This is a genomic window from Streptomyces albipurpureus, from assembly GCF_023701525.1.
Classification (GTDB): Bacteria; Actinomycetota; Actinomycetes; order Streptomycetales; family Streptomycetaceae; genus Streptomyces; species Streptomyces albipurpureus.
Genome location: NZ_JAMQAW010000009.1, coordinates 104750 through 130985 on the forward strand (window position 1 = coordinate 104750; position 26236 = coordinate 130985).

General features: G+C 67.1%; 24 protein-coding genes. 16 read left to right on the forward strand and 8 right to left on the reverse strand.

What is annotated here, in order from left to right; genetic code table 11:
• Window positions 1–33: 33 nt before the first annotated feature.
• The 3 genes from NBG84_RS11455 to NBG84_RS11465 form a co-directional block, all read right to left on the reverse strand.
• The gene (locus NBG84_RS11455; protein ID WP_250919244.1) at window positions 34–1053 is read right to left on the reverse strand and encodes a phosphotransferase; all 1020 of its coding nucleotides are present in this window, start codon (window positions 1051–1053) and stop codon (window positions 34–36) included.
• A gap of 15 nt (window positions 1054–1068) precedes the next feature.
• Window positions 1069–1485, reverse strand: coding sequence for a pyridoxamine 5'-phosphate oxidase family protein (locus tag NBG84_RS11460; protein WP_250919245.1), 417 nt, complete (start codon window positions 1483–1485; stop codon window positions 1069–1071).
• Between the two features lie 378 nt (window positions 1486–1863).
• Entirely contained in the window at window positions 1864–2529 is a 666-nt protein-coding gene (locus NBG84_RS11465; RefSeq protein WP_250919246.1) for a response regulator, read from the reverse strand.
• A gap of 373 nt (window positions 2530–2902) precedes the next feature.
• Between NBG84_RS11465 and pdhA the strand changes: the two genes are divergently transcribed.
• Genes pdhA through NBG84_RS11480 form a run of 3 tightly spaced genes read left to right on the forward strand, consistent with a single transcriptional unit; the run spans window position 2903 to window position 6455 of the window.
• A complete protein-coding gene (pdhA, locus tag NBG84_RS11470; protein WP_250919247.1) occupies window positions 2903–4051 on the forward strand; it encodes a pyruvate dehydrogenase (acetyl-transferring) E1 component subunit alpha in 1149 nt (382 codons plus the stop codon).
• A 2-nt stretch (window positions 4052–4053) separates the two neighbouring features.
• Window positions 4054–5034 (forward strand): alpha-ketoacid dehydrogenase subunit beta, encoded by a 981-nt coding sequence (locus NBG84_RS11475; protein ID WP_250919248.1) that lies wholly within the window; start codon window positions 4054–4056, stop codon window positions 5032–5034.
• Between the two features lie 14 nt (window positions 5035–5048).
• Window positions 5049–6455 carry a dihydrolipoamide acetyltransferase family protein gene (locus tag NBG84_RS11480; RefSeq protein ID WP_250919249.1) on the forward strand — a complete coding sequence of 469 codons (1407 nt, stop codon included), beginning with the start codon at window positions 5049–5051 and terminating at the stop codon, window positions 6453–6455.
• A gap of 198 nt (window positions 6456–6653) precedes the next feature.
• Here NBG84_RS11480 and NBG84_RS11485 read toward each other — a convergent pair whose 3' ends face one another.
• Window positions 6654–7625: a D-alanyl-D-alanine carboxypeptidase family protein gene (locus NBG84_RS11485; protein ID WP_250919250.1), complete on the reverse strand. Its 972-nt coding sequence runs from the start codon at window positions 7623–7625 to the stop codon at window positions 6654–6656.
• A 469-nt stretch (window positions 7626–8094) separates the two neighbouring features.
• Between NBG84_RS11485 and NBG84_RS11490 the strand changes: the two genes are divergently transcribed.
• Together NBG84_RS11490 and NBG84_RS11495 are read left to right on the forward strand one after the other, a co-directional pair.
• Window positions 8095–8748, forward strand: a complete 654-nt coding sequence (locus NBG84_RS11490; RefSeq protein ID WP_250919251.1) for a GntR family transcriptional regulator — start codon at window positions 8095–8097, stop codon at window positions 8746–8748.
• A complete protein-coding gene (locus tag NBG84_RS11495) occupies window positions 8745–10043 on the forward strand; it encodes an MFS transporter (RefSeq protein ID WP_250919252.1) in 1299 nt (432 codons plus the stop codon). Before NBG84_RS11490 ends, NBG84_RS11495 begins: the two co-directional genes overlap by 4 nt.
• A 54-nt stretch (window positions 10044–10097) precedes the next feature.
• Here the strand turns inward: NBG84_RS11495 and NBG84_RS11500 are convergent, their stop codons facing one another.
• Entirely contained in the window at window positions 10098–10922 is an 825-nt protein-coding gene (locus NBG84_RS11500; RefSeq protein ID WP_250919253.1) for a maleylpyruvate isomerase family mycothiol-dependent enzyme, read from the reverse strand.
• Between the two features lie 357 nt (window positions 10923–11279).
• Between NBG84_RS11500 and NBG84_RS11505 the strand changes: the two genes are divergently transcribed.
• Window positions 11280–13082 carry an NHL domain-containing thioredoxin family protein gene (locus tag NBG84_RS11505; protein WP_250919254.1) on the forward strand — a complete coding sequence of 601 codons (1803 nt, stop codon included), beginning with the start codon at window positions 11280–11282 and terminating at the stop codon, window positions 13080–13082.
• A 340-nt stretch (window positions 13083–13422) separates the two neighbouring features.
• Here NBG84_RS11505 and NBG84_RS11510 read toward each other — a convergent pair whose 3' ends face one another.
• Both NBG84_RS11510 and NBG84_RS11515 read right to left on the reverse strand, forming a co-directional pair.
• Window positions 13423–14724, reverse strand: coding sequence for a M18 family aminopeptidase (locus tag NBG84_RS11510; RefSeq protein ID WP_250919255.1), 1302 nt, complete (start codon window positions 14722–14724; stop codon window positions 13423–13425).
• 238 nt (window positions 14725–14962) lie between these two features.
• Window positions 14963–16789, reverse strand: coding sequence for an acyl-CoA dehydrogenase (locus NBG84_RS11515; protein ID WP_250919256.1), 1827 nt, complete (start codon window positions 16787–16789; stop codon window positions 14963–14965).
• A gap of 131 nt (window positions 16790–16920) precedes the next feature.
• On the opposite strand from NBG84_RS11515, the gene NBG84_RS11520 reads away from it, so the two are divergent.
• Together NBG84_RS11520 and NBG84_RS11525 are read left to right on the forward strand one after the other, a co-directional pair.
• Window positions 16921–17379 carry an SseB family protein gene (locus NBG84_RS11520; protein WP_250919257.1) on the forward strand — a complete coding sequence of 153 codons (459 nt, stop codon included), beginning with the start codon at window positions 16921–16923 and terminating at the stop codon, window positions 17377–17379.
• Between the two features lie 182 nt (window positions 17380–17561).
• Window positions 17562–18518: a pirin family protein gene (locus NBG84_RS11525; RefSeq protein WP_250919258.1), complete on the forward strand. Its 957-nt coding sequence runs from the start codon at window positions 17562–17564 to the stop codon at window positions 18516–18518.
• Window positions 18519–19311: 793 nt separating this feature from the next.
• On the opposite strand, the gene NBG84_RS41515 is transcribed toward NBG84_RS11525, so the two are convergent.
• Entirely contained in the window at window positions 19312–19659 is a 348-nt protein-coding gene (locus tag NBG84_RS41515; RefSeq protein ID WP_425608617.1) for a hypothetical protein, read from the reverse strand.
• A 214-nt stretch (window positions 19660–19873) separates the two neighbouring features.
• On the opposite strand from NBG84_RS41515, the gene NBG84_RS11530 reads away from it, so the two are divergent.
• From NBG84_RS11530 to NBG84_RS11565, 8 genes are all read left to right on the forward strand, one after another.
• Window positions 19874–20437: an RNA polymerase sigma factor gene (locus NBG84_RS11530; protein WP_250919259.1), complete on the forward strand. Its 564-nt coding sequence runs from the start codon at window positions 19874–19876 to the stop codon at window positions 20435–20437.
• A 64-nt stretch (window positions 20438–20501) separates the two neighbouring features.
• Window positions 20502–21428 carry a zf-HC2 domain-containing protein gene (locus NBG84_RS11535; RefSeq protein ID WP_250919260.1) on the forward strand — a complete coding sequence of 309 codons (927 nt, stop codon included), beginning with the start codon at window positions 20502–20504 and terminating at the stop codon, window positions 21426–21428.
• The gene (locus NBG84_RS11540) at window positions 21429–22301 is read left to right on the forward strand and encodes an ABC transporter ATP-binding protein (RefSeq protein WP_250919261.1); all 873 of its coding nucleotides are present in this window, start codon (window positions 21429–21431) and stop codon (window positions 22299–22301) included. It begins immediately after the preceding gene.
• A gap of 116 nt (window positions 22302–22417) precedes the next feature.
• Window positions 22418–23917: a hypothetical protein gene (locus tag NBG84_RS11545; RefSeq protein ID WP_250919262.1), complete on the forward strand. Its 1500-nt coding sequence runs from the start codon at window positions 22418–22420 to the stop codon at window positions 23915–23917.
• The gene (locus NBG84_RS11550; RefSeq protein ID WP_250919263.1) at window positions 23902–24630 is read left to right on the forward strand and encodes a hypothetical protein; all 729 of its coding nucleotides are present in this window, start codon (window positions 23902–23904) and stop codon (window positions 24628–24630) included. The genes NBG84_RS11545 and NBG84_RS11550 overlap by 16 nt, the downstream gene beginning before the upstream one ends.
• Window positions 24611–24844, forward strand: coding sequence for a hypothetical protein (locus NBG84_RS11555; protein ID WP_250919264.1), 234 nt, complete (start codon window positions 24611–24613; stop codon window positions 24842–24844). The genes NBG84_RS11550 and NBG84_RS11555 overlap by 20 nt, the downstream gene beginning before the upstream one ends.
• Before the next feature lie 357 nt (window positions 24845–25201).
• The gene (locus tag NBG84_RS11560; protein ID WP_250919265.1) at window positions 25202–25447 is read left to right on the forward strand and encodes a hypothetical protein; all 246 of its coding nucleotides are present in this window, start codon (window positions 25202–25204) and stop codon (window positions 25445–25447) included.
• Entirely contained in the window at window positions 25434–25919 is a 486-nt protein-coding gene (locus tag NBG84_RS11565; RefSeq protein ID WP_250919266.1) for a Clp protease N-terminal domain-containing protein, read from the forward strand. The genes NBG84_RS11560 and NBG84_RS11565 overlap by 14 nt, the downstream gene beginning before the upstream one ends.
• Window positions 25920–26236 lie beyond the last annotated feature (317 nt).

Below are 26236 nucleotides of genomic sequence, written 5' to 3' on the forward strand. Positions count from 1 at the left end.
GCGCTGTCGTGTCAGCTTCCCGGGTCCGCCTCGCTACGCCGTGAAGGCATCGCGGACCGCCTCGTACTCCCGTGTCCACCACACCGCCAGGGCCGAGACCGCACCGAACTGGGGGTCGGCCCTGCGGTCGTGCAGTTGATAGCGCCAGCGAAGTATCCAGAAGTCATTGAGCCGCTCCCACCACACTCGATGGACCGCGGCCGCCAACTCGGCCGGCTCGGCTCCCACCGCCCGTCGGTACGCCCTCGCATAGGCCCGCACCTTCGGCAGTGCCAGTTCGCCGGCCGGCTGGACGAAGAAGATCGCCGCCGCCCGCACCGCCTCCTCCGCGCGAGGCTGCACCCCCAGCCGGTCCCAGTCCAGGATGGCGGCCGGTTCGGTGCCTCGATAGAGCAGGTTGAGAGGGTGGAAGTCCCCGTGCACCCAGCCTCCGGAGGAGGCCGGGGGCGGTCTGCGATCGGCATGGCGTTCCAGGAGCGCCCGGCGTTCCAGCAGCCGGTGCTCGGCCAGGGTGTCGAAGATGTCATGGGGGCGCGCCGAGCGGGAGAGCGCCAGCAGTTCATCGATCTGGCTGAAGGTTTCCGCGGGGTTGGCGCTCTCGTACTCCTGGCGGTCTATGGGGTCCATGACCTGGCCCGGGTCCATGATCTGGGCCAGACAGACATGCACCAGCCCCAGCAGCGAGCCGAGTTGGCGCGACTGGAGCATGCTCAGATGAGCCCCGTCGCGATGTCGGCCCTCGATCCAGGGATGCAGGGCGTAACAGCCGTCGCCGATCACCGCGACCGTTTCGCCGTGACCGTCCGGGACGGGCGGGGCGACCGGTACGCCGAGCGTCTGAAGACGCTGGGTGGCGCGATGCTGGCGGGCGATGACCTCTTGGTCGCCGTCGAGATGATGCTTGAGGAAGTACGTGCCTCTGGTGGTGACGAGACGGTAGCCGCGGTTGAGAAGGCCCTGGGTTACCCGCTCGCAGGAGAGCAATTCCCCGGGATTCTCATAGCGGCGCAGCAGGGCGCCAACCGGCGGCGCGATGACAGATGAGCGCAGCACTCACCAAATGATAGATCACGCTGCGTGGTCAGCGTGCAGCTCTTCGCAATAATTGAGGGTGTGCACGGTGACGAACTGGGGCTCTACGCGCATAAACACCGGTTGGAAGCTCTCTCCGTCGGCTTTGAGCGGCTCGCTGCCGAAGAGCTGTATCTGCCCATCGGTCGGCTGGACGATCTCCGCCATGCCGGTGAGCTGTACGGACCACATGACCGTGCCACCGGAGTTGAAGTTGTCCGCGCCGTACGCCACGACGCTGCCGTTGCAGGCGCGGTGGTAGCCGAAACCCCGGTGGATGCGCAGTAGGACACCGCCGTCGTGAACGATGTGTCGGGCCGGAGCCACGAAGGGCATCGCCCGCATGCTCGTCGCCAGCCGACCGTACGAGACCCGGGAGAGCAGCTCGATGGCGTGGAGTTCCTCGGTGGACATAGCTCCACTTTCGGTTACTTCGCCCTGCGGGGGAAGGGGCAGCAGCCCTTCGTCAGTGGGGGCCGAAAGTCCCTGCTTGTCGGGCCCGGGCAGGCTTGGGCGGTCTCCGGGGCCGCCGCCACCGGTCAAGTGGAACACCGGTGCCAGGAGCGTCTGCCCGAGCGCTCACTCGACCGCCGCACGGTCGGGACTTGGCGGAAGTCCCTGTTCAGCGTGGTGTCGGCGACCGCTGCGCAAGGGGGGTGGCCGGCGGGGCCGTCTCCTTGAAGCGGCCCACTGGTTCAGCTGGGGAAGGCATCCCGCAGGAGGGAGCGCACCGAAGGGGAGGCGCCGCGTCGAACTCCGCCCCAGCGCGGAATTCTTCCGGAGCCAGCCGTTTCAGTGGTGCTGCCGCTCCGCCTGTATCCGTGCCACATAGGCCGCGGCCTGCGAACGGCGTTCCATCCCCAGCTTGGAGAGCAGGCTGGAGACATAGTTCTTGATGGTCTTCTCCGCGAGGTGCAGCCGCTCGCCGATGACCCGGTTGGTCAGCCCCTCGCCGATCAGATCCAGGATCTTGCGCTCCTGCTCGGTCAGCCCGGACAGCTTGTCGTTGCTCTTCGGGTTGTTTCCGTGGCGCAGTCGCTCCAGTACGCGTGCGGTGGCCGCCGGGTCCAGGAGCGACTTGCCGGCCGCCACTCCCCGTACCGCCTCCAGCAGCTCGTTTCCGCGGATCGCCTTGAGGACATAACCGGACGCACCGGCCATGATGGCGTCGAAGAGTGCCTCGTCGTCGGCGAACGACGTCAGCATGAGGCATTTGATGTTCTCGTCCTGGGAACGAATCTCCCGACAGACCTCGACCCCGCTGCCGTCCGGCAGCCGTACATCCAGTACGGCGACATCGGGACGGGTGGCGAGGATTCTGACCACGGCGTCCTCGGCTGTTCCGGCCTCGCCGACGACCTCGATGTCGTCTTCGACCGAAAGCAGCTCATGGACACCACGTCGGACGACTTCGTGGTCATCCAAGAGGAATACGGTGATTTTTCGTTGTTCGCGCACGAATGCAGTCTCACACACCAGCTCTTCCCGTGCCCCGGGTGCCCGGGATAACGTGCCGGTGTCTCGGCGGCCCGCAAGGTCGTGACCAGTGCTGATCAGCATTCTTGCCGACAGTGATCCCCCGGTTTTCTTCGTTTACTTGGAAATCCAAGCAAAAAACGCAGGTCAAATGGGGTTTCGCAGGAATGTCCCACACTGGGTAACGTGCCTTTTGACAGGGTCTCGTCGGGGCACCTGTCACGCCCGTTCGGCTACGAGCCGCACCCACCCCGTGCGGGGGTAGACGAAGGGGCGAGCCTCCCCCTGTCTTCGGCAGGGGCGACCCCAGGCTCCCGGCGAACCCGGGGGACCGGATAGACGGAGGAGCACGCACGTGACCGTGGAGAGCACTGCCGCGCGCAAGCCGCGACGCAGCAGCAAGCGGGTGAGCGCCGCGAAGAAGCCACAGAGTTCCGAGCCCCAGCTCGTACAGCTGCTGTCGCCCGAGGGCCAGCGCGTAGAGCACCCCGACTACAGCATTGACCTGACGTCCGAAGAGCTGCGCGGGCTCTATCGGGACATGGTCCTCACCCGTCGCTTCGACGCTGAGGCGACCGCTCTCCAGCGCCAGGGCGAACTGGGACTGTGGGCGTCACTGCTGGGTCAGGAAGCCGCGCAGATCGGCTCCGGCCGGGCCCTGCGCGACGATGACTATGTCTTCCCGACCTATCGCGAACACGGTGTGGCGTGGTGTCGCGGGGTCGATCCCACCAATCTCCTCGGGATGTTCCGCGGGGTCAACCACGGCGGCTGGGACCCCAACACCAACAACTTCCACCTCTACACCATCGTCATCGGCTCCCAGACCCTCCACGCGACCGGCTATGCCATGGGTGTGGCCAAGGACGGCGCGGACTCCGCGGTGATCGCCTACTTCGGCGACGGTGCCTCCAGCCAGGGCGATGTGGCGGAGGCGTTCACCTTCTCCGCGGTCTACAACGCCCCCGTGGTGTTCTTCTGCCAGAACAACCAGTGGGCGATCTCCGAGCCGACCGAGCGCCAGAGCCGGGTGCCCCTCTACCAGCGCGCCCAGGGCTATGGCTTCCCCGGCGTACGGGTGGACGGCAACGACGTGCTCGCCTGTCTCGCCGTGACCAAGTGGGCCCTGGAGCGTGCCCGTCGTGGCGAGGGCCCGACGCTGGTCGAGGCGTTCACCTACCGCATGGGTGCGCACACCACGTCGGACGATCCCACGAAGTACCGCCATGACGACGAGCGGGCCGCGTGGGAGGCCAAGGACCCGATCCTTCGGTTGCGGACCCTCCTGACCGAAGAAGCCCATGCCGACGACGCGTTCTTCGCCGCACTGGAGGAGGAGAGCGACGTACTCGCCAAGCGGGTGCGTGAGGCGGTGCGGGCCATGCCGGACCCCGATCCCATGGCGATCTTCGACAACATCTACGCCGACGGCCATGCGCTCGTCGACGAGGAGCGCGCGCAGTTCGCCGCGTACCAGGCGTCCTTCGCCGAGGAGGGTAACTGACCATGGCCGCCCAGAAACTTCCCCTCGCCAAGGCCCTCAACGAGTCCCTGCGCAAGGCCCTGGAGACCGACCCCAAGGTACTGATCATGGGGGAGGACGTCGGAAAGCTCGGCGGAGTCTTCCGGGTCACCGACGGACTCCAGAAGGACTTCGGTGAGGACCGGGTCATCGACACCCCGCTCGCCGAGTCCGGCATCATCGGCACCGCCATCGGGCTGGCGTTGCGCGGCTACCGTCCGGTCGCCGAGATCCAGTTCGACGGTTTCGTCTTCCCGGCGTACGACCAGATCGTCACCCAGCTCGCCAAGATGCACGCCCGGGCGCTGGGCAAGATCAAGCTCCCGGTGGTGATCCGCATTCCGTACGGCGGTGGCATCGGCGCCGTCGAGCACCACAGTGAGTCTCCCGAGGCCCTGTTCGCGCATGTCGCGGGCCTCAAGGTGGTCTCGCCCTCCAACTCATCGGATGCCTACTGGATGCTCCAGCAGGCCATCCAGAGCGATGACCCGGTCATCTTCTTCGAGCCCAAGCGGCGCTACTGGGACAAGAGCGAGGTCGACACCGAGGCGATCCCCGACCCCCTGCACATCGCCCGGGTGGTGCGGGACGGTTCGGACCTGACCCTGGCCGCGTACGGGCCGATGGTGAAGGTCTGTACGGAAGCGGCGGCAGCCGCCGCCGAGGAGGGCAAGTCCATCGAGGTGTTGGACCTGCGCTCGATGTCCCCGATCGACTTCGACGCCATCCAGACCTCGGTGGAGAAGACGGGCCGGCTGGTCGTGGTGCACGAGGCCCCCGTCTTCTACGGCTCCGGCGCGGAGATCGCCGCTCGCATCACCGAGCGGTGCTTCTACCACCTGGAGTCCCCGGTGCTGCGGGTCGGCGGGTTCCACTCGCCGTATCCGCCGGCCCGCCTGGAGGAGGAGTACCTCCCCGGGCTTGACCGGGTGCTGGACGCCGTCGACCGCTCGCTCGCGTACTAGGGGTGCCGAGAACCATGACGCAAGACACAACACTCCGCTACCGCGAGTTCAAGATGCCCGATGTGGGCGAGGGGCTCACCGAGGCGGAGATCCTCAAGTGGTACGTACAGCCGGGTGACACCGTCACGGACGGACAGGTCGTCTGCGAGGTGGAGACGGCGAAGGCGGCCGTTGAACTGCCGATTCCCTATGACGGGGTCGTGCATGAGCTGCGTTTCCCGGAGGGCACGACGGTCGATGTCGGCCAGGTGATCATCTCCGTGGACATCACTCCCGGTGAGCCGTCCGCGCCACCCGCCGCCGAGCCTTCGGCGGCGGCCCGGGCACCGGAGGTGGCGGAGCCGGAGGAGAAGCCCCGGGGCCGTCAGCCGGTCCTGGTGGGCTACGGGGTGGCCGAATCGTCCACCAAGCGCCGACCGCGCAGGGGCGCCCCGGTGCCGGAGCAGTCGACGCCGGCTTCGCAGTCCGAGCTCAATGGGCACGGCGGCGCTCCGACCGCTGAGGCGCCGACCGCGTCCGCTGCCCGTCCGCTGGCCAAGCCTCCCGTGCGCAAGCTCGCCAAGGACCTCGGCGTCGATCTCACCGTCGTCATTCCGACCGGTCCCGATGGCATCATCACCCGCGAGGACATCCACGCGGCGGTTGCGGAGCCGGAGCCCGTGGCGCCTGCTGCCGCACCCCAGCCCGAGCCGCAGACTTCGGTAGTCGTACCGGCGGGAGCTCGGGAGACCCGTATCCCCGTCAAGGGCGTACGGAAGGCCACAGCGGCGGCGATGGTGGGCAGCGCGTTCACCGCGCCGCATGTCACCGAGTTCATCACGCTCGATGTGACCCGCACGATGAAGCTGGTCGCCGAGCTGAAGTCCGATCCGGACCTCGCTGGGCTGCGGGTCAACCCGCTGCTGCTGATCGCCAAGGCACTGCTGGTCGCGATCAAGCGGAACCCCGAGGTCAGTGCCGCCTGGGACGAGGCGAACCAGGAGATCGTCCAGAAGCACTATGTGAACCTGGGCATCGCGGCGGCCACTCCGCGCGGGCTGATCGTGCCCAACATCAAGGACGCGCACGAGCTGACGCTGCCGCAACTGGCCGCGGCCCTGGGCGAACTGGTGACCACCGCCAGGGAGGGCAGGACCACCCCCGCGGCCATGCAGGGCGGCACGGTGACCATCACCAATGTGGGCGTCTTCGGGGTCGACACCGGGACACCGATCCTCAACCCCGGTGAGTCCGCGATCCTCGCCGTCGGTGCGATCAAGCCGCAACCATGGGTCCACAAGGGCAAGGTGAAGGCACGTCAGGTCACCACGCTCGCGCTCTCCTTCGACCATCGGCTGGTCGACGGCGAGTTGGGCTCCAAGGTGCTGGCGGATGTGGCGGCGGTCCTGGAGAACCCCCGCCGGCTGATCACCTGGTCCTGACGGGCCTGCGGCCACCGGTCGGGTCCTCACCGCCGGGAGTACGCCGGTGAGGGCCCGCCTCGGGGCCTGACGGGAAACGAAGAGAGCGAGGGTTCGTGGCACGGCACAGTGCCAGGAGCCCTCGCTCTCTCCTTGTCGTCGACCCAGTAGATCGACTCCATCGACCTCAGCGACGTCATCACTACTGCGACGGATGGATCAGTCCTGCTGAGCACCGACCGGCAGCGAGCGAAGCTGCATGCTCTTCGCGGTCGTGGAGCCGAAGCCGTAGTCCAGCAGCTTGCCGGCGTCCTTGAAGCGCTCGTTCACACTGGAGGAGCCGAGGACGACTCCGACGTACGTCTTGGAGCCACGGGTGGCGGCGAAGACCAGGCAGGGCCCGGCCGTCGAGCCGGTACCGGTCTTCATGCCGACGGCACCCTTGTAGGTACCGAGCAGCTTGTTGGTGTTGTACCAGGTGTAGGTGCGGGCGCTGCCCTTGCTGGTCGTGGCCTTGGCGACGTACTTCTGCGCCACGACGACCTCACGGAAGGTCTTGTTCGAGAACGCGTGTCGAGCCATCTTGGTCAGGTCGGACGCGGTGGTGTAGTTCTTTCCTCCCGCGGAGATTCCGTCGAAGGAGTCGAAGTTGGTCTTCTTCATGCCCAGCGCCTTGGCCTTGGCGTTCATCTTGCCGATGAACGACTTGGTGCGCGCGGCGGTGGTGGAGCCGGTGCCGAAGGCGTCGGCCAGCGCGTAGGCGGCGTCACAACCTGACGGCAGCATCAGCCCCGAGAGCAGCTGACGGACCGTCAATTTGTCGCCGGTCTTGAGGTCGGCGGTGCTGCCCTTCTCCCGTGTCACATAGTCGCGGTAGGCCTGCTTGACCGTCACCTTCTTGGTGAGGCTGACCCCGGGGGTGGTCAGAACCGTGATCGCCGTCACCACCTTGGTGGTGCTCGCCATCTGGAGCTGGGTGTCCGCGCCCTTGGCGTAGACGCCCTTGCCGGTCGCCTGGTCCATCAGGTACGCGCCCTTGGCGGTGACCTTCGGGACCGGGCGGGGTGCCGCCTGGGCAGGGGCGGCTAGTGGTGAAACGGTGAGCAGAAGACCACCGGAGATGACAACCGTGGCGGCTCTGCGCACGCTCGTGTTGCTGAGTATCAAAGGAAACACTCCGAGTTCGCACATCCATCGGGAAGTTCGGTCGGGGTACCAAAAGCGCAAGCCCCCGATGTGAGACGTGCGAACGCGCGTAAAGGATGTACGCGGATGAGGCGTATTCTCTCGACCTTTTCGCCTTCTGGATCACATGGGTCCCATGGATCGCAGAGATCGCCATCGGCACTCGAAGTGTCAGGGGCCGGACTGCTCGGTGTACCCGAAGGGTGCAACGCCGCCGGGCATCGATCGGACACGCTGGGCGGCGGGAACATACCGATCCGGAGCAGGAGTTGTCCTATGACGCGACTGATCAGCCGGTCGCGGGGTTGGATCAACCGCCGCACCGGTCTCCCCGGCGCCAGGGGCCTCATCGCTGGCGCCCCCTGCGCCCCGCCCTTCCATGTGACCTCGCCCAGCCCAGGGGCCGCCCTCGCCCCGAGTCCTGCATGGTGGACGCGCCCTACTGATGCACCTCTCTTGTATCTATGCTGTGCGCATGCCTGCCGCAGCCCCCGCCACCGCACCCGCAGCCGAACGCGTCTACACACACGTCAAGCAGGGCGTCCTCGACCGACGCTATGAGGGTGGAACCCTGCTCACCGAAGGTGAACTCGCCGACGCCGTAGGGGTGTCGCGCACCCCCGTGCGGGAAGCGCTGCTCAAGCTGGAGGTCGAGGGGCTGATCAAGCTCTACCCCAAGAAGGGCGCCCTGGTGCTGGCCGTCTCCGCGCAGGAGATCGCCGATGTCGTGGAGACCCGGCTGCTGGTCGAGGAGCACGCGGCCCGCAAGGCGGTGCCCGCCTCCCCCCAGCTCCTGGCCCGGCTGGAGGAGCTCCTTGAGCAGCAGAAGAGACAGGGTGAGGCCGGGGACCTGGCCGCCGTCGCCGTCACCGACCGCGCCTTCCACGCCGAGATCGTGCGCAACGGCGGCAATGAGATCCTCTCCCGGCTCTATGACCAACTCCGCGACCGTCAGCTGAGGATGGGCGTCGCCGTGATGCACGCCCACCCCGGCCGCATCGCCAAGAACGTCACCGAGCACAGCGAGATCCTCGAAGCGCTGCGCGCCGGCGATCCCGACCGGGCCGCCGCCCTGGTCCGTCGCCATGTGGGTTGGTTCAACGAACTGGCCCGGGGGGAGGCCAGGTGAGCCGGCTCGCCGCCCTACCGGGAGACCCGCCGGGCGGCCGTCGGGCCACCGCGGTCTGGTCCATAGGCGTGGCCGTCTACTTCGTCGCCGTCATCTTCCGCACCTCGCTGGGTGTCGCCGGGATAGACGCCGCGGACCGCTTCGACGTCAACGCCTCCGCGCTCTCCACCTTCTCCATCCTCCAGCTCCTGGTCTACGCGGGAATGCAGATACCCGTCGGCCTGATGGTGGACCGACTGGGCACCAAGAAGGTGCTGACCCTCGGCGCGGCCCTCTTCACCCTGGGGCAGTTGGGCTTTGCGCTCTCGCCTTCGTACGGCACCGCCCTCGCCGCGCGTGCGCTGCTCGGCTGCGGTGACGCCATGACCTTCATCAGCGTGCTGCGACTGGGCAGTCGCTGGTTCCCGGCCCGCCGGGGTCCACTGATAGCGCAGGTGGCCGCGTTGTTCGGGATGGCGGGCAATCTGGTCTCCACCATGGTCATCGCCCGGCTGCTCCATGACATGGGTTGGGTCGCCACCTTCGCCGGTAGCGCGGTGGCCGGTGCGGTGGTGGTGGTCCTGGCCCTGCTGTTCCTCAAGGACCATCCGGACGGTCATGAACCACCGCCCGCCCAGCACCAGGGCTCCGCCTTCGTACGGAAGCAGATCGTCCTGTCCTGGCGGGAGCCCGGCACCCGGCTGGGCATGTGGGTCCACTTCACCACCCAGTTCCCCAGCATGGTGTTCATGCTGCTCTGGGGGATGCCCTTCCTGATCGAGGCACAGGGTCTCACCCGGGAGTCGGCGGGCTCACTGCTCACCCTGAACGTGCTGGTGAGCATGGTGGTCGGGCTGGTGTACGGACAGGTCATCGCCCGCCATAACGCGGCCCGACTGCCCCTGGTCCTGGGCACGATCGGGGCGACCTCGCTGATCTGGGCGATCACCATCGGCTATCCGGGTGAACACGCCCCGATGTGGCTGTTGGTCATCTTCTGCGTGGTGCTCGGGGCCTGCGGTCCGGCCTCGATGATCGGCTTTGACTTCGCACGCCCGGCGAACCCACCACAGCGGCAGGGCACCGCGTCGGGAATCGTCAACATGGGCGGCTTCACGGCATCCATGACGACCCTGCTGGCGATCGGTCTGCTCCTCGACGCGACCGATGGCGACTACCGGATCGCCTTCTCCTGTGTCTTCGTACTGGAGGCGCTGGGGATCGCACAGATCCTACGACTGCGCAGACGGACGGCTCAGTTGGAGCGGGAGCGGCTGGTGGCCAGCAGGGTGGAGGCGGTGCACGTACCGGTCTGAGTCGGCTGAGGACCACCGTTCCGACCAGGCAGGCACCTGGAGAGCCCGTGGAGTTCAGGGGGTGACGGCGAAGTGGCGCAGGATCGTGGCCGCCAGTTCCTGATCGCCGTCCATCTTGACCCGGTCGGCCACGGACGACAGCCGCACCCGCCCGCACGCCAGCCGGTAGTAGGTCTCCCAGTCCATGGCGAGGGTCACGATGGGTCCCAGCGAAGGTGAGCCGTCGACCGATCCGCGACCGTCCGCGTTCACCCGTACCGTCCGCAGGAACTCCATCGGCCCGTGCACATCGACGACCACGGCGGAGTTCGGCGGCGCGGCGGCGTCCTTGGCGATGACCTTCGGCAGGGCCTCCAGCAGGCAGTCACGGGTGATGTGCGCGCCGGGGGAGTCAAGATTGCCCGGCTGGTTGAGCGCGGTACGCAGATCCTGCTCATGCACCCAGGTGTCGAAGGCGCGCATCCGCATGGCGACTTCGAGGGTCTGCTCGGCCCCGAGCGGTGCCCGGACCGAGGCGTCGGGGGAGCGGCTCTCATTGCGCAGCTGACGCGCCCGCCGGATCATCGTGTACTCCAGCTCCGACGTCATTTCCGGAGCCGTGTGATGCCGCCGCACATCGACCTGCATCTCCATGTACCGGGCGAAGTCGCTCTGCACATGGTAAAGATCACGAGGGAGGGTGTGTATGGGCCGGGGGTCGCCGAGCATCTCGGTCTCCATGCCGATGACGTGCGAGACGACGTCACGGACCGACCAGGCAGGGCACGGGGTGGCTCGGTTCCACTCCCCCTCGACGAGTGGTTGCACCAGCTCGGCTATCGACTCGACGGCGTGGGTCCAGGCATCGGCGTAGGTCTGGAGGCTGGGATGGACGGTCACGGGACCCCTCGGCGGTTCTGCGTGGACGCGGGCTTGGCTACTGACTGCTGGCGGCGGGCGGCGGGCGGCTTGGCGGCGTGTGAGGTTCGGCGATTAAGTTACGCTGCCGAGCGTCGCCCCGGCAGTCCTTTCGTGTGACGATCGTAGGCCCGTGCCCGGAGGCCGAAGACCAGGGCATCGCAGCTGTGTACAGCTCGTCCCACCAGGTCCCCTCATATCCGTACGAAATGCCGGGCGCCGTTCCGCGGACGCGGATGCCGGGGTTCGACTACCCCATTTCGCCGCTCCACGCGTTCCCCTTGTGCTGCGGTAATGGCCACATACACATGTTCTTTCGCGGGTGGCACCCTGGAGGCCATGAACGCTTCCTCGCCCGCCCCGCGCCGTGCCCGTGTCCGTGCCCCCGAGCTGATCGGCAAGGGTGGCTGGCTCAACACGGGCGGACGGGAAGTGACCCTCGCCGATCTTCGCGGCAAGATCGCGGTGCTCGATTTCTGGACCTTCTGCTGCATCAACTGCCTCCATGTCCTCGATGAGCTGCGGGAGCTGGAGGAGAAGCACCGCGACACCGTGGTGATCGTCGGGGTGCACTCGCCGAAGTTCGTCCATGAGGCCGAGCACCAGGCCGTGGTCGATGCCGTGGAGCGCTATCAGGTGCACCATCCGGTTCTGGACGACCCGGAGCTGGTGACGTGGAAGCAGTACGCCGTGCGCGCCTGGCCCACCCTCGTGGTCGTCGATCCCGAGGGGTATGTCGTCGCCCAGCACGCCGGTGAGGGGCATGCGCACGCCATCGCCCAACTGGTGGCGGAGCTGGAGACCGAGCACGCGGCCAAGGGGACCCTGCGGCGCGGGGACGGGCCCTATGTGCCGCCCGAGCCCGTCGCCAGCGATCTGCGCTTCCCCGGTAAGGCCGTGGTGCTGCCGTCGGGAAACCTCCTGGTCTCCGACACCACCCGGCACCAGCTCGTGGAGCTGGCTCCGGACGGTGAGTCCGTCGTACGGCGGATCGGTGGCGGAGGGGCCGGCGAGTTCAGGGAACCGCAGGGACTGGCGCTGCTGCCCGATGGACGCGTCGCCGTCGCCGACACCGTCAACCACTCCATCCGCGCGTACGACCCGGCAAGCGGTGCGATCGAGACGCTCGCCGGGACGGGGAAGCAGTGGTGGCAGGGGACCCCCACCGAGGGGCCGGCGCTGGAGGTCGACCTCTCCTCGCCCTGGGACGTGGCCTGGTGGCAGGGACGGCTGTGGATCGCCATGGCCGGTGTGCACCAGCTGTGGACCTACGACCCCGCCGACGGCACCGTGCGGGTGGCGGCGGGAACCACCAACGAGGGTCTTGTCGACGGGCCGGCCGCGCAGGCGTGGTTCGCCCAACCCTCCGGGCTCGCCGCGACCGATGAACGGCTGTGGATCGCGGACTCCGAGACCTCCTCCCTGCGCTACATCGACGCTGACGATCCCGAGAACACCGTGCACACCGCCGTCGGTACCGGTCTCTTCGACTTCGGACACCGGGACGGGGACGCCGGGCAGGCCCTCTTCCAGCACCCGCTGGGGGTCACCGCCCTCCCCGACGGTTCGGTCGCCGTCAGCGACACCTACAACCACGCGCTGCGCCGCTATGACCCCGCCACCGGGCAGGTCACCACCCTGGCCACGGATCTACGGGAGCCGTCCGGCGCGGTACTCGTCGGCGAGGACATCGTGGTGGTGGAGTCCGCCCGGCACCGGCTGACCCGGCTGCGGCTGCCCGAGGAGGCGGTACGCGTCGAGGCCGTCGCCCACCGGACCCAGCGGGCCGCCACCGAAGTGGCGGCGGGCACGCTACGGCTCGATGTGGTCTTCGAGGCGCCGACCGGCCAGAAGCTGGACACCCGGTACGGCCCGTCCACCCGGCTCCTTGTCTCCTCGACCCCGCCCGAGCTGCTGCTCGCCGGCGAGGGCGCGGGCACTGACCTGTTCCGGGAGGTGGAGATCGACCCCGGGGTGGGCGAAGGGGTGCTGCATGTGTCGGCGATGGCGGCGTCCTGCGACGACGACCCGGCCAACGAGTACCCGGCCTGCCATATGCATCAGCAGGACTGGGGGGTTCCGGTACGGGTGACCGCGACGGGGACGGCCCGGCTGCCGCTGATCCTGGCCGGGATGGCCTAGCCACCCGCCGAGGCCGCTCGGGACACCGGGCCGCCGCCCGGGCTGATCGATCAGCCCGGGTCCCACTCCGGCTCCCCGGTTTCGACGGCTGACACGGCGGCGGGGAGGCGGGGAGCGGGGGTACGGCTGAGTGGGATGGCGGTGACCGCGCTGTATCGCTTCATGGGAACACCCTGACCAGCACGGCGTTTCCTGAGCGTTTCCCCTTGTATGGCTGACCGAACCTGTTGGTTTGCGTTCGTTAGTCAGGAGGAGATGCGCCGCTTAGCGCCCGATTCCGGCTCAGGGCGGGCGTACCCCCTGAGCCGGGACCCGTGCGAGCCAGGCGCGTCCAGGAACGTCAGGCGCCTTCGAGGAACGCCGTCAGCGCGCTCGCCAGCAGATAGGGGTCCTGAGACCCGCAGAGCTCGCGCGCGCTGTGCATGGACAGACACGCCACCCCGATGTCCACGGTCTGGATGCCGTGCCGAGCCGCGGTGATCGGGCCGATCGTCGTTCCACACGGCATGGCGTTGTTCGACACGAACGTCTGCCAGGGCACCCCGGCCTTCTCACAGGCCGCGGCGAACACCGCGCGCCCGCTGCCGTCGGTGGCGTACCGCTGGTTCACATTGACCTTGAGGATCGGGCCGCCGTTGGGGAGCGGGTGGTGCGTCGGGTCATGGCGCTCCGCGTAGTTGGGATGCACCGCGTGGCCGACGTCGGAGGAGAGGCAGACCGTCGCGGCGAAGGCGCGCGCCTTGTCCTCGTACGCGCCGCCCCGGGCGAACACCGAACGCTCCAGCACCGAGCCGAGCAGCGGGCCGTCAGCGCCGGTGTCCGCCTGGGAGCCGTTCTCCTCGTGGTCGAAGGCGGCGAGCACCGGGATGTACGGGAGCCCGGGGGTGGCCGCGGCCGCGGTGAGCGCGGCCACTCCGGCGTGCACCGAGATGAGGTTGTCCATCCGCGGACCGGCCAGCAGCTCCTCGTCCCGTCCGAGGTAGGCGGGCGGTTCGATGGCGTGGGCCATCAGGTCCCAGCCGGTCACCTCGCCGTCACCCAGACCGCTCTCCTCCTCCAGGAACCGGATGAGATCCCCCTCGTGGACCTGGCCCAGACCCCAGATGGGCTGCATATGGCGCTGCTTGTCGAGCTTGAGGCCGTCCGTGTGCACGGAACGGTCGAGGTGGATCGCCAGTTGCGGCACCCGCAGCAGCGGTCGGTCGATGTTCACCAGCCGATGCGACCCATCGCGCAGACTCAGCCGCCCGGAGATACCGAGGTCGCGGTCGAGCCAGCTGTTCAGCAGCGGGCCGCCGTAGATCTCGACGGCGATCTGCCGCCAGCCGTGCGAACCCGCGTCCGGCATCGGCTTGACCCGCAGGTTGGGTGAGTCGGTGTGCGCCCCGACGATCCGGAACGGGGTGTGCGCGACGGCGTCCGCCGGCACGAACCAGGCGATGAGCGCGCCCCCGCGGATGACATAGCGGCCACCGGTCGTCCCGTCCCAGACCGCCGTCTCCCTCACCTGCCGGAAGCCCGCCTTCTCCAGCCGCTCGGCCGCGACGGCCACCGCGTGGTACGGGGAGGGCGCGGAGGCCAGGAAGTTCATCAGGTCGTCGGTGTGTCCGCGATCGAACCGCAGGTGTGCGCTGGTGCTCATGAATCCACCTTAACGAGGAGAATGCGCCGGGGTCGTGGCACGTATCACCCCTGGATACCCCCTGACGCCAAGGTCCCTCTCGCGCCGGGGGCGGGAGCTTGGTCGGGTTCCTGGCGGCGGTTCGGCGGGGGCGGTTGGCCCGGGGGCGCGGGGGCCGGTCGGGGCGCGCGGAACGACCCGCTGCCCCCGGCGGGGTCACTCTCACCGGGGGCAGCGGGCCATGGGGGACGGGGATGGTCTAGAAGGCGGCCTCGTCGAGGTCCATCAGCGAGAGGTCCGCGGTCTCGGCGAGCAGTCGCTGGGCGGAGACGCCGGGGAGGATGTCGGCGGCGAAGAACCGCGCGGCCGCGATCTTGCCCCGGTAGAACGGCGCGTCCTTCGCCGAGGCGGTCGGCAGCTTCTCGGCGGCGACGGCGGCACCGCGCAGCAGCAGATAGCCCACGACCACATCGCCGGAGGCGAGCAGCAGCCGGGTGGTGTTCAGACCGACCTTGTAGATGTTCCTGACGTCATCGCCGGTGGCGATCAGATCGTTGGTCATGGCGCCGACGATCGCCTCCAGGTCCACCGTCGCCTGGGCGAGCGCGTCCCTGGCCGAGGCCAGCTCATCGCCGCCGGTGCCGATGGACAGGAACTTCTTGATCTCCTCGGAGAGGGAGTTCAGGGCCTGCCCCTGGTCGCGGACGATCTTCCGGAAGAAGTAGTCCTGCCCCTGGATGGCGGTGGTGCCCTCATAGAGGGTGTCGATCTTGGCGTCCCGGATGTACTGCTCGATCGGATACTCCTGGAGGTACCCGGAGCCGCCGAAGATCTGGAGTGATTGGGCGAGTTGTTCGTAGGACTTCTCCGAGCCGTATCCCTTGACGATCGGCAGCAGCAGATCGTTCAGGGCGATCAGGCTCTTGGCGTCCTCGTCGGCGGCTTCCCTGGCGGTGATCTCGTCCTGGATCGACGCCGTGTACAGAACGAGTGCGCGCATCCCCTCCACGTACGCCTTCTGCGTCATCAGCGAACGGCGTACGTCGGGGTGGTGGGTGATGGTGACCTTGGGCGCGGCCTTGTCCATGAAGTTCACCAGGTCCTGGCCCTGGACGCGCTCCTTGGCGTACTCCAGCGCGTTGAGGTAGCCGGTGGAGAGGGTGGCGATGGCCTTGGTGCCGACCATCATCCGGGCGAACTCGATGATCATGAACATCTGGCGTATGCCGTCGTGCTTGTCACCGATCAGCCAGCCCTTGGCGGGGTGCCGGTCGCCGAAGGTGATCTCGCAGGTGTTGGACGCCTTGAGGCCCATCTTGTGCTCGACGTTGGTGGCGTACACGCCGTTGCGCTCGCCGAGCTCGCCCGTCTCCCAGTCGAACTCGAACTTCGGTACGAGGAAGAGGGAGAGGCCCTTGGTGCCGGGGCCGGCACCCTCGGGGCGGGCGAGGACATAGTGGAGGATGTTCTCGGAGAGGTCGTGCTCGCCCGAGGTGATGAAGCGCTTCACGCCGTCGATGTGCCAGGAGCCGTCCTCCTGCTCGACCGCCTTGGCGCGGCTGGCGCCCACATCGGAACCGGCGTCGGGCTCGGTGAGGACCATGGTCGAGCCCCACTGCTTCTCGACGGCGATCTCGGCGAGCTTGCGCTGGGCCTCGTTGCCCTCTTCGTAGAGGAGGCCGGCGAACGACGGGCCGGATGAGTACATCCAGATGGCCGGGTTGGAGCCCAGCAGCAGTTCGGCGTAGGACCAGATCAGGGAGCGGGGAGCGGTGGTGCCCCCGATCTCCTCGGGCAGACCGAGCCGCCAGTACTCGGAGTCCATGAAGGTCTGGTAACTCTTCTTGAAGGACGCGGGGAGTGGCGCGGTACCGGTCTCGGGGTCAAAGGCCGGGGGGTTGCGGTCGGTGTCCTCGAAGGACTCCGCCAGCTCGTTCTCCGCGAGACGGGCGATTTCGGCGAGGATGCTCTTGGCGGTCTCGACGTCCATCTCCGCAAACGGGCCGGTGCCGTACAGCTGATCGCGACCGAGGACCTCGAAGAGGTTGAACTCGATGTCGCGGAGATTCGACTTGTAGTGCCCCATGGCGACGGCTCCGTAAAGATCGGGAGTCAGTGTGCTCTCTTACTTACCAGCAAGTAGCTACGATGATGCTACCCGTCGGTAATAAGATGCAACCCCTCTTGGTCTAACTGTGACTGGTTACTCTTGCGGTCATGTACGGCTATGACCAGAGTCAGGGCGCTCACCAGCAGTACGCACCCCAGCAGCCCTACGGGGGGCAGGCGCAGGGGCAGCCGCTCTACCCGGAGCCGTCACCGCCCTCGCTCGCCGACGCGGTGCGGGCCTTCACCACCGGTTCGCTCTCCGCCGAGGACTTCCAGCAGATCTTCGCCACCTCGAAGGTCTACTGCCCGCGGGGCGACAACCCCGGCTTCCTGGCGCTCCACAACACCCAGCAGCCGGTCATTCCCATGTTCACCTCGCTCAAGGAGTTGCGGAGGTACGCGGGCAAGGAGTCCAAGTACTTCGTGATCACCGGTGCGGAGATGATCGACCTGCTGCCGACCGGATACGGCTTCGTCCTCGATATGGAGGGGGAGCACCGGATGGTCTTCGACGCGAAGGCGGTGGAGCAGATGGTCGACTTCGCGATGCGACGTATGTACGGATAGCGGGCCTGTCGCGGCGGGTGGTGTGTGCGGCGCCCCCGGTGCGGATGGCATGTAGGTCAGGTGCGGCTGGCGAATCCGGCCCCTGCGGGCGCCCGGGAGGAATTCCTCCCGGGCCTTTCGCGTTGCCCGGGTAGCAGGAAGTTCACGATTCAACTAAAGTGGTCGCACAAGGAGGTACAGCCATGCCCGCAGTGACTGTCGAGAACCCGCTCACTCTGCCGCGCGTAGCCGCGCCCGCCGATGCCGTGACTCGTCCGGTGCTCGCCGTGACGACCGCGCCCACCGGCTTCGAAGGAGAGGGCTTCCCGGTCCGACGCGCGTTCGCCGGGATCAACTACAAGTATCTCGACCCGTTCATCATGATGGATCAGATGGGCGAGGTCGACTATGCGCCGGGCGAGCCGAAGGGCACCCCGTGGCACCCCCACCGCGGTTTTGAGACCGTCACCTACCTGATCGACGGAACCTTCGTCCACCAGGACAGCAACGGTGGCGGCGGCACCATCCAGAACGGCGACACCCAGTGGATGACGGCTGGCTCGGGCCTGCTGCACATCGAAGCCCCCCCGGAGCAGCTGGTGATGTCCGGTGGGCTCTTCCACGGCCTCCAGCTCTGGGTAAACCTTCCTGCCGCGGACAAGATGATGGCCCCGCGCTACCAGGACATCCGTGGCGGCCAGGTCCAGCTGCTGACCTCCCCGGACGGCGGAGCGCTGCTCCGCGTCATCGCGGGCGGCCTCGACGGACACGAGGGCCCGGGGAGCACCCACACCCCGATCACGATGATCCACGCCACCCTGCGCCCCGGCGCGGAGGTCACCCTGCCCTGGCGCGCTGACTTCAACGGCCTCGCCTACGTCCTCGCGGGCCGCGGCTCGGTCGGCGATGAGCGACGCCCGATCCATCTGGGTCAGACGGCGGTCTTCGGCGACGGCGGCGCACTGACGGTACGGGCGGACGAGTCCCAGGACTCCAACACCCCGGATCTTGAGGTCGTCCTGCTGGGTGGACAGCCCATCCGTGAGCCGATGGCCCACTACGGCCCGTTCGTCATGAACACCCAGGACGAACTGCGCCAGGCCTTCGAGGACTTCCAGGCGGGCCGGCTGGGGACCGTACCGGCGGTGCACGGGATGTGATGGCTCTTCCGCACGGGGCCCGACGGTTCGAAGGACCGCCGGGGCCCATGCGGGGGTTGGTGGTACGCGGCCTACTGCCCGCACTTTCCCAACGCTCTGGATGTGTGCGGCCGTTGGGTGGCGGGCACCGCGATACGGGAGTTGCGCCGTGTGCCGCCCGGTACTTCGTGAGCCGGGCCGTGTGCTGCGGGGATGTGCGCTGTCGGCGAATCCGGCTGGAGCGCTGGGCCGACCCCGGCCTGCGAACGATCATGTTGACCCGCCCCGATGGGGCGGCACGAAGCTGGTCAGCCCGTGTTTACGCGCGATGCTGAATACGACGTACTGACGTACTGGTGTGAGCGCTTTCCTTCGTAGTCCTGGCTCGGCTACCGGGAAATGAGAACCCGCCGGTAGTTTTTTGGCCGCCCAATGGCGCCTAAAGCTCCCCACTGAGGTGGCGGGCTGACGCGGAGCCTGGTGATCCGTTTCCAGTACCGGACCCAACTGCGAATGCGAGATTTACCGCTGGTCCCTATTGGTAGTGAAATTCAGGGTCTCGTACCAGAGGCGATCAGTAAGGCGGAGTCAATTCCCGCCGAAGTCGCCGGAATGGCAGTCGCACAGGCCGGATCGCGCAGCGCGGAAACGAGACTATTCGACTGCTGATGCCCCCTTTCGCGCCCAGAATCGCTAGGGGATTGACCTTTTCAAGCCGTCAAGAGGGCACTAAAATCGCCGGCAGGCTGGGTACCGACCGCAGCTGCAATGCGGTCGGTACCCAGCTGCGATCCTGCTCAGCTCCTCATGCTGCTCAGCAGCTGGCCAAGCCGGCAAAGACCCGCGGGGTGATGGCAACCTGGTGGCTCTGCTGGTCGCCCGGGTCCATGGTCTGACAAGGGCCGTCCAAGCCCCAGTCCCAGAGAATCCTCACCCGGTACGTGACGCTGCAGTTGTTCTTGGCGTAGGCGGTCTGAGTGACGATGCCCGAGTTCACCCAGCCTTTGACGCACGTCGGCAAGGCTTGAGCGTCGACTTCTGTGGCAACGGTAGGAGCCGTTGCCACAGAAGCTACGGCAGGAGCTGTTGCCGCAACACTGGAGAGAGCGGCGGTTGCTACCCCGAGGGCGGCTGCTCTCTTTAAGGTCTGTGAAATTCGCACCTGCGCAATCCACTCCTGGATCAAAGGCTTGTCGCGAGCAGTCCAGTTTTCGCCCTATGGCGCGTGCGCGACTGTAAACGTTCGGTCAGCAAGCTTTCGCCTGGTTACCGTCAAGTGGAATTCGGAAAGCCAAAATTGACTCCGCACCCGATGTGATGCGCATCACTATTCTGAGGTGAACCAATCGGGCCACTCGGTTCGACAAGGGGGTGTGATGGCCGAACGAAGGGGTGCGCAAGCCGATGGTGAGCTCTTGGGCTCTATGGCCGAAGGGGACCGTGAGGCATTCGAGGAGCTCTTCCGCAGGTTCGCTCCATGGCTCCGGGGGCTCTTGGGGCAGCGGTGCACCGACCCTGTCCTTGTCGATGAGGTCGTCCAGGACGTCTTCGTGGAGATCTGGAGGCATCGCGAACATCGCCGGGGGAAGCGCGTCGAGCAAGTGGACAACGTGAGCGGATGGTTATGGCGCATCGCCCAGCGCCGGCTGATCGACGCCCAACGAGCACAGGAACGCCGAGGCAGCCTCCTGCGCCGTCTGGGAAGTCTTCCCAAACGTCACGTGATATCCGCAGAAGACGAACTCTTAGCACAGTTGGGCGACGGGGCTCTGGCCGCGGTGGAGCTCCTGCCCGCTGACCTCAAGGCCGTGGTGAAGGCAACGTCGCTGGACGGACTCACGGTTCGAGAAGCCGCCGAGCAGTTGAGAATCCCCACCGGAACAGTCAAGTCCAGGACTTCTCGTGCCAGACGGCTACTCAAGGAGAGGCTGCTGCCGTGACCGGTTTTCCCGAGAAGAGAACGGTGAGTGTGGCACACCAGAAACGGGTCCACAGGAGGGGCAGATGAGTGAGGCACAGCCGGTCCGTCCGGCTGACGGTCCGGATGAGGGCTCGGCGCATCTGAGCCCTGACCTGCTTCGGGCGTACATGGACCGACCGCTCGCCGAGGGGCCCAGAGGGCTTGTCGAAGCCCACCTGCAGGACTGCTCCACCTGCCGTTCCCAACTGTTCCCCCTCACTGGGGACGAGACAGCGATGTCCCGCCTTTGGGTACGGATCGACCGTGCCACGGACGAGCCGTCAAGGAGTCTGCTGGAGAGGTGCGCACTGCGCGTCGGAGTTCCTGAGGACGCTGCCCGGCTGTCCGCGGCAATGCCCTCGCTGCGGTGGTCCTGGTGGGGTGGTGCAGCCCTGCTGCTTCTGCTGGCCGTGGTCTTTGCGCGCTTGAGCGAGTCAAACTCGGCGTCCTTGGCGTTCTTCGCACTGGAACCCGCGCTCTCGGCACTCGCTGTCGTCGCGGTGACCGGTCAGCGCTTTGATCCCGCGTATGTGTGGCTGGCGGTCTCCCCGCTGAACGGATTCCGTGTCGTGCTGCTGCGTGCTGCCGTAGTGCAGGTGCTGAGCCTCGCGATGAGCAGTGCCGGTGCGGTGGGCCTGCCGCTGCCCTTTCCTCACATGCTCGGCTGGCTGATCCCCTCACTCATGCTCACGGCGGTCTGTCTCGCGCTCATGAGTCGAATGGACGCTGTTCCTGCCATCATCCTCACACTGACAGCCTGGGCCATCTGGCTCGTGTTCGCCTACAGCGCGGACCTGCCCGCTGGAACGCGGCTCCTTCTCCCCACCTCCCAAATGATCATGGCCGCAGTGGCCGTGTTGGCGTGCGGCGTGCTGGCGTTCCTCCGCGACGGATTCGACACGTTCGACAACAAGCCGGGTGGGACAGCCCCCTTCTGGCTATCCACTACAGGCACGAGGGAACTGGCATAAATGGAATCCACGACTTCGCAGGTCACGTTGGCCGATGTGAGCGTGCGCTATGGGCACCACATCGCGCTGAAGGATGTGTCCCTGACCTTGGGGCAAGGGGTGACAGGGCTGCTCGGTCCCAACGGCGCGGGAAAGACCACCCTGCTGCGCACTCTCGCCACGGCGAGCACCCCGGACACCGGCACTCTGTCGATGCTGGGGCACGACCCTTTGACACCCACAGGTCGGCAAGCCCTGCGACGACGGCTCGGCTATCTCCCTCAAAACCCCGGGCTCCCCTCCCACTTCACCGCGTTCGAGTTCATCGATTACGTGGGAATACTCAAGGAGATCAGTGACCGGGAGTCCCGCAGGGCGGAGGCTCGCAGGGTGCTGGAGGCGGTCGGCCTGACCGCCGACCGCAGCAAGCGCATCCGAAAGCTGTCAGGCGGCATGAGGCAGCGCGTCGGCCTCGCCGCTGCCATCGTCGGCAATCCGGAACTACTCGTCCTGGACGAGCCAACCGTGGGCCTCGATCCCGAACAACGCCTGCGTTTTCGTGAACTCATCGCTGAACTGGGAGAAGGGAGAACTGTCCTTCTCTCGACACACCAAACAGAGGACGTGGCGGCCCTGTGCCACAAAGTCGTGGTACTCGACCAGGGCACGCTGAAGTTCCAAGGAACCCCAAGCGAACTGGCGCTACTCGCGCACGGGAGGGTCTGGAGCAGCAGAGAGCGATCGCCCGGCGCCCTAGCGGCATGGCGAACCGGCGTCGGGACCTTCCGCAACATCGGAGTGGCGCCCGCTGATGCGGTCACGGTCGAACCGACCATCGAGGACGGGTACCTCCTGCTGCTCGAAGGTGCCCACACCCCTACGGGGGCGGCATGAGCGAGCACAGCACAGGAAATGACCGCGCGTCCGCCCGCACCGACCCCCGCACAGAGCCGCAGCCACGAAAAGGGTTACCGGCTCAGTGGTCACTCGCACGCTTCGAATCCTGGCAGATGCTGCGGCACCCAGCCACTCTCGCTGCCGTCGCCGCCTACGCCGCCCTGTGGACGTACGAGGTACTGAGCACTGGGCATCGCGGCCGGTACCCGGTGCTCCAGGACGAGGACCGCTACACGCAGATGCCTCTGTTCCTGCTGGCTGCAGGGGCTCTGATCGCAGCCCATCTCACCGCCACCCGGACACATCGACACGGCGCAGAACCGCTCTGCGAGGTACTCACACTGCCGCTCTGGCGGCGATCACTTGCTCATTTTTTCGCAGTGCTTCCTCTGGCCGGGGTGGCTGCGGTCCTGACCACGACCCGGATCACCTACTACGCGCTGGCCCCCACAGCGGTCGGCAGCCCGTCGCTGATAGAACTCGTCACCGGACCGATCGTTGTCCTCCTCGCCGGCTGTACGGGAGTGGCCCTGGCCCGATTCACTCCCGCTGCCGTGGCAGGCCCTTTTGCGGCACTGCTCATCGGGGCCCTCGTCCTGTGCAGCGCACTGGGCATACGGGGCATGAAGTGGCTGGGTCCCCTCGGTGTGGAAAACGAGTTCGCGGCCCCATTGCCCACCGGCCTGATGGACCGCCCCGCTCTCATCCATCTGGGCTATCTGATCGCTTTGACGGGCGTTCTGGTCCTGCTAACCCTCATTCGCTCCGGCCTGCGTACGATCGCGACGCGGTCCTGCCTCCTCCTCGTGGCCGCGTCCGCCATCCTGATCGGAACCCTCCAGTACCAGTCTCCTTCCGCCTCCTTGCTGGACCGCCGAGCAGATGCGGAGAGGCATCCGGGAGATCAGCAACGCTGCCGAACCGCTGGCCCAGTCACCTTCTGCGCGTTCCCCGACTTCCTCGGTCGTACCGCGGACTGGGAACAGGTCACCGGGGGAATCCTCAACAAAGTCCCGCTCAGCAGGCAGGCGGGCCCGTACGGAGTGCGCCAAAGGCTGTTCTTCGCCGGAGACAGCGACGGTATCGCCAGCAATCCACCGCTGAAGGAATGGGCCCAAGACGACAGCCGGCACAACACACCAGGAGCCGTCACCGTCGGTACCCGATGGGGCAAGGACGAGATCAGCGCCAGCGCCGTGCTCTCCTTTGCCGTACGGTTCGCCGATCGCGTAGCCGTTGACTCCATCCCGAAGAGTCAGCCGCAATCCCTGACGCTGTGCCACGCCCGCGCCGTGACCGTACTTTGGCTCGCGGCGCAGGCGACCCCTGAGACCGCCGATGCCCTGCGCTCCCTCAGCCGACGCAGTATCGGGGGCATCACACTACCCACACTGAATTCGTCGGATTCGGTCTCCGTCAATGGCCCCGAAGTGCAGATCGTCCTCGATCTGCTGGACAGGCCCGCGAAGGAAATCGCCGATCGCCTGAACGCGTCCTGGTCCCAGCTGACCGATCAGCGCACCAACACCACGCAAGCCGCCCGATTGCTCGGCGTGACCAGTCCCACCGATACGCGGCAAGACTCGGAGGGCACCCCGTGCGCAGCCCGCTGATCCTGCAAACCGCGCTACTCCCGTACCTGTTCCGCATGGCGCCCCACCTTCCCGTAGCGGTGGGAGGCGGGACTGCCCTCGTCGTCTGCGCACTGCCCCTCATCCTCGCCAAAAGCCTCGAACTGGGCGAGGCGACTCTGCTGTTGCGCATGGCATCGGTGTTGTGCGCAGTCCCCCTCGCGCTCGCTCTGGACGATCCGGCGCACCGCACCACGGCCACACTCCCGTTCTCCTTGACGGTTCGGCGACTCCTCCGACTGGCTCTGGCTCTGCTACCACTCGCCACGATCTGGGCAGTGTGTGGCGCCCTCCTCAGCGCCGTACTGAATCCGGGCAACCTTGTCGGGCTCCCTCTCGCGGGCCTGTCCCTGGAAGCAGCCACACTGGCCGTGGTAGCCGTCCTGCTGTCCGCACTAGGCCTTCGCCTCTCCAAAGGAGAGCGGGGTAGCACCGTGGCCGCGCCAGGAAGCGTGCTCCTGCCCCTCTTCCTTGTCCTGAGTCCAGCCCGATCGGACCTGTTCGCCACGCCCTACACACAGGCCTGGGCATCGTCCCGCTGGATATGGGCCGTACTGCTCGCAGCTGCGGCCAGTTCAGCTGCCGCACTTCTGAGAGAACGCCGCCTCACCACACAGCGCGTATCCGCCACGCGTCACGCACCTCACCCGACCCCATCACCATCAGGAGATCACCATGAAGCAAAACATCCGTGACACCCTGCTTATCTGCGCCGCGCCAGTGGTCGTACTCCTCGTCGGCCTCCTCACGGTTTCAAGCTCGCAGACCACGACGGACGCCTCAGGTCGCACCACCACGACCTCAGGCCTCGCCGACGCTCCAGCGATGATCGTCTACGCGGTAGCTCTCGCCTCGCTGGCGGTGTCCGTGCTGGTCCTGCGACGCATCCGCCGTTCTCACGAGCGGTAAGAGGTGGGCGAACCAGACAACGGATGGGTTGTTCTGCCTGGACGATGACCGGCGGCGTGCTACTCCGGGCGGCCTGTCCCGTACTCGACTCCCGGCCGGGGTGGGCGAGGTTCGAGCACGGCGCCGGGTGCCCGGGGCAGGACGCTGTTCGGACGTTGCGCCGGCGTTCTTCGTCGGCTGGAGGGGGGCGCCGCTTTCTCTCGCCCAGCTGCTCGCACGGCTTTCACCGCTCCACGCCGAACAGGCCGGTGATCCGCTGGACGGCCTTCCGTGATCACGAGGCGGGGCCGCTCGATCCCGCCGCGCTTATTGGCAACTCTTATTGACTATCGTCATTAGTCAACTATGGTTGCTTGTATGCCTGTCGTTGAGAATCCCGTTCCCCGAGATCCCGCGGACGCCCTGGCGGCTGCCGTGGCCTTGCGGCGCCTCGCTGATCAACTGGAGGACGCCGCAGTCGAGCAGGCCATGCGAGAGGGCTGGGGTTGGCCGCTTGTCGCCGAGGCGCTCGGGGTCACTCGTCAAGCCGTCCACAAGAAGCACGCCAAGCGGCTCATCGCCGCCGGAGTCAAGCTGAGGAGGCGTGGCGATGACCGCGTTTGACAAGTATCTGCACGCGGTGATCGTGCGGGCGGTGGATGAAGCCCGCGAGGGTGGATCGACGCTGGTCGAGGCGCACCATCTGCTGCTGTCGATCGCAGCGGACCAGGAAGCCGTCACCCATCAGATCCTGGCCTCGGTCGGGCTCGATCACGCGGGTGTCCGGGACGCGCTGGACCGGGAGTTCGAGCACAGCCTGAGTACCGTGGGAGTGTCGTTGACCGCCTATGACCTTCCCGCGCCGAGCCCGTCCGCCGAGCGGCCCAAGATAGGCGCTTCCGCCAAGCTCGCGCTGGATCGGATGATCTCCTCAGTCGCTCGCAAAAAGGACCTGCGGCCGCCGCATGTGCTGCTCGGGGTCCTTCAGGCTCAAGTCGGCAAGGTGCCACGCGCCCTCGCTCGGGCCGGCATCGATCAGGCCGCCTTGGTGGCCCGCGTACTGCAGGCGCTCGATGACGATGACGGGGGTCAGTGATCGCCAGAGGCAGGTGGACAGCGCCCCTTACCTGAACCTGGCCCTGAACGTGCCCGGGCAGGCAGGGCCGAGCGCCGCCCCGGGTGGACTCGGCCAGGTGAGGAACCGCGAGGCAGGGCACGCCGACTTCCCCTGGCATCACACGGCGCTGGTTGGCGCCGCGTGGCATCACATGGCGCCGCGTGGTGCCGGATCGGTGCCACGCGGTGCCATTCTGCGTCTCAGGAGCCCCGTAAATGCGCATGGTGTCACCCTGGCTCAGATTGCCCTCTCGGTATTTTCGCAGGTCAGAGCGTTCGTCATGGAACGGTTGCCAC

What these genes read in the sequence shown, in the direction of transcription:
- NBG84_RS11540 (WP_250919261.1), top strand. Translation starts at nt 21,429, where the DNA reads ATGGAATCCACGACTTCGCAGGTCACGTTGGCCGATGTGAGCGTGCGC.
- NBG84_RS11510 (WP_250919255.1), bottom strand. Translation starts at nt 14,724, where the DNA reads ATGAGCACCAGCGCACACCTGCGGTTCGATCGCGGACACACCGACGAC.
- NBG84_RS11460 (WP_250919245.1), bottom strand. Translation starts at nt 1,485, where the DNA reads ATGTCCACCGAGGAACTCCACGCCATCGAGCTGCTCTCCCGGGTCTCG.
- NBG84_RS11485 (WP_250919250.1), bottom strand. Translation starts at nt 7,625, where the DNA reads ATGTGCGAACTCGGAGTGTTTCCTTTGATACTCAGCAACACGAGCGTG.
- NBG84_RS11560 (WP_250919265.1), top strand. Translation starts at nt 25,202, where the DNA reads ATGCCTGTCGTTGAGAATCCCGTTCCCCGAGATCCCGCGGACGCCCTG.
- NBG84_RS11475 (WP_250919248.1), top strand. Translation starts at nt 4,054, where the DNA reads ATGGCCGCCCAGAAACTTCCCCTCGCCAAGGCCCTCAACGAGTCCCTG.
- NBG84_RS11545 (WP_250919262.1), top strand. Translation starts at nt 22,418, where the DNA reads ATGCTGCGGCACCCAGCCACTCTCGCTGCCGTCGCCGCCTACGCCGCC.
- NBG84_RS11565 (WP_250919266.1), top strand. Translation starts at nt 25,434, where the DNA reads ATGACCGCGTTTGACAAGTATCTGCACGCGGTGATCGTGCGGGCGGTG.
- NBG84_RS11480 (WP_250919249.1), top strand. Translation starts at nt 5,049, where the DNA reads ATGACGCAAGACACAACACTCCGCTACCGCGAGTTCAAGATGCCCGAT.
- NBG84_RS11520 (WP_250919257.1), top strand. Translation starts at nt 16,921, where the DNA reads ATGTACGGCTATGACCAGAGTCAGGGCGCTCACCAGCAGTACGCACCC.
- NBG84_RS11535 (WP_250919260.1), top strand. Translation starts at nt 20,502, where the DNA reads ATGAGTGAGGCACAGCCGGTCCGTCCGGCTGACGGTCCGGATGAGGGC.
- NBG84_RS11530 (WP_250919259.1), top strand. Translation starts at nt 19,874, where the DNA reads ATGGCCGAACGAAGGGGTGCGCAAGCCGATGGTGAGCTCTTGGGCTCT.
- NBG84_RS11490 (WP_250919251.1), top strand. Translation starts at nt 8,095, where the DNA reads ATGCCTGCCGCAGCCCCCGCCACCGCACCCGCAGCCGAACGCGTCTAC.
- NBG84_RS11555 (WP_250919264.1), top strand. Translation starts at nt 24,611, where the DNA reads ATGAAGCAAAACATCCGTGACACCCTGCTTATCTGCGCCGCGCCAGTG.
- NBG84_RS11525 (WP_250919258.1), top strand. Translation starts at nt 17,562, where the DNA reads ATGCCCGCAGTGACTGTCGAGAACCCGCTCACTCTGCCGCGCGTAGCC.
- NBG84_RS11505 (WP_250919254.1), top strand. Translation starts at nt 11,280, where the DNA reads ATGAACGCTTCCTCGCCCGCCCCGCGCCGTGCCCGTGTCCGTGCCCCC.
- NBG84_RS11515 (WP_250919256.1), bottom strand. Translation starts at nt 16,789, where the DNA reads ATGGGGCACTACAAGTCGAATCTCCGCGACATCGAGTTCAACCTCTTC.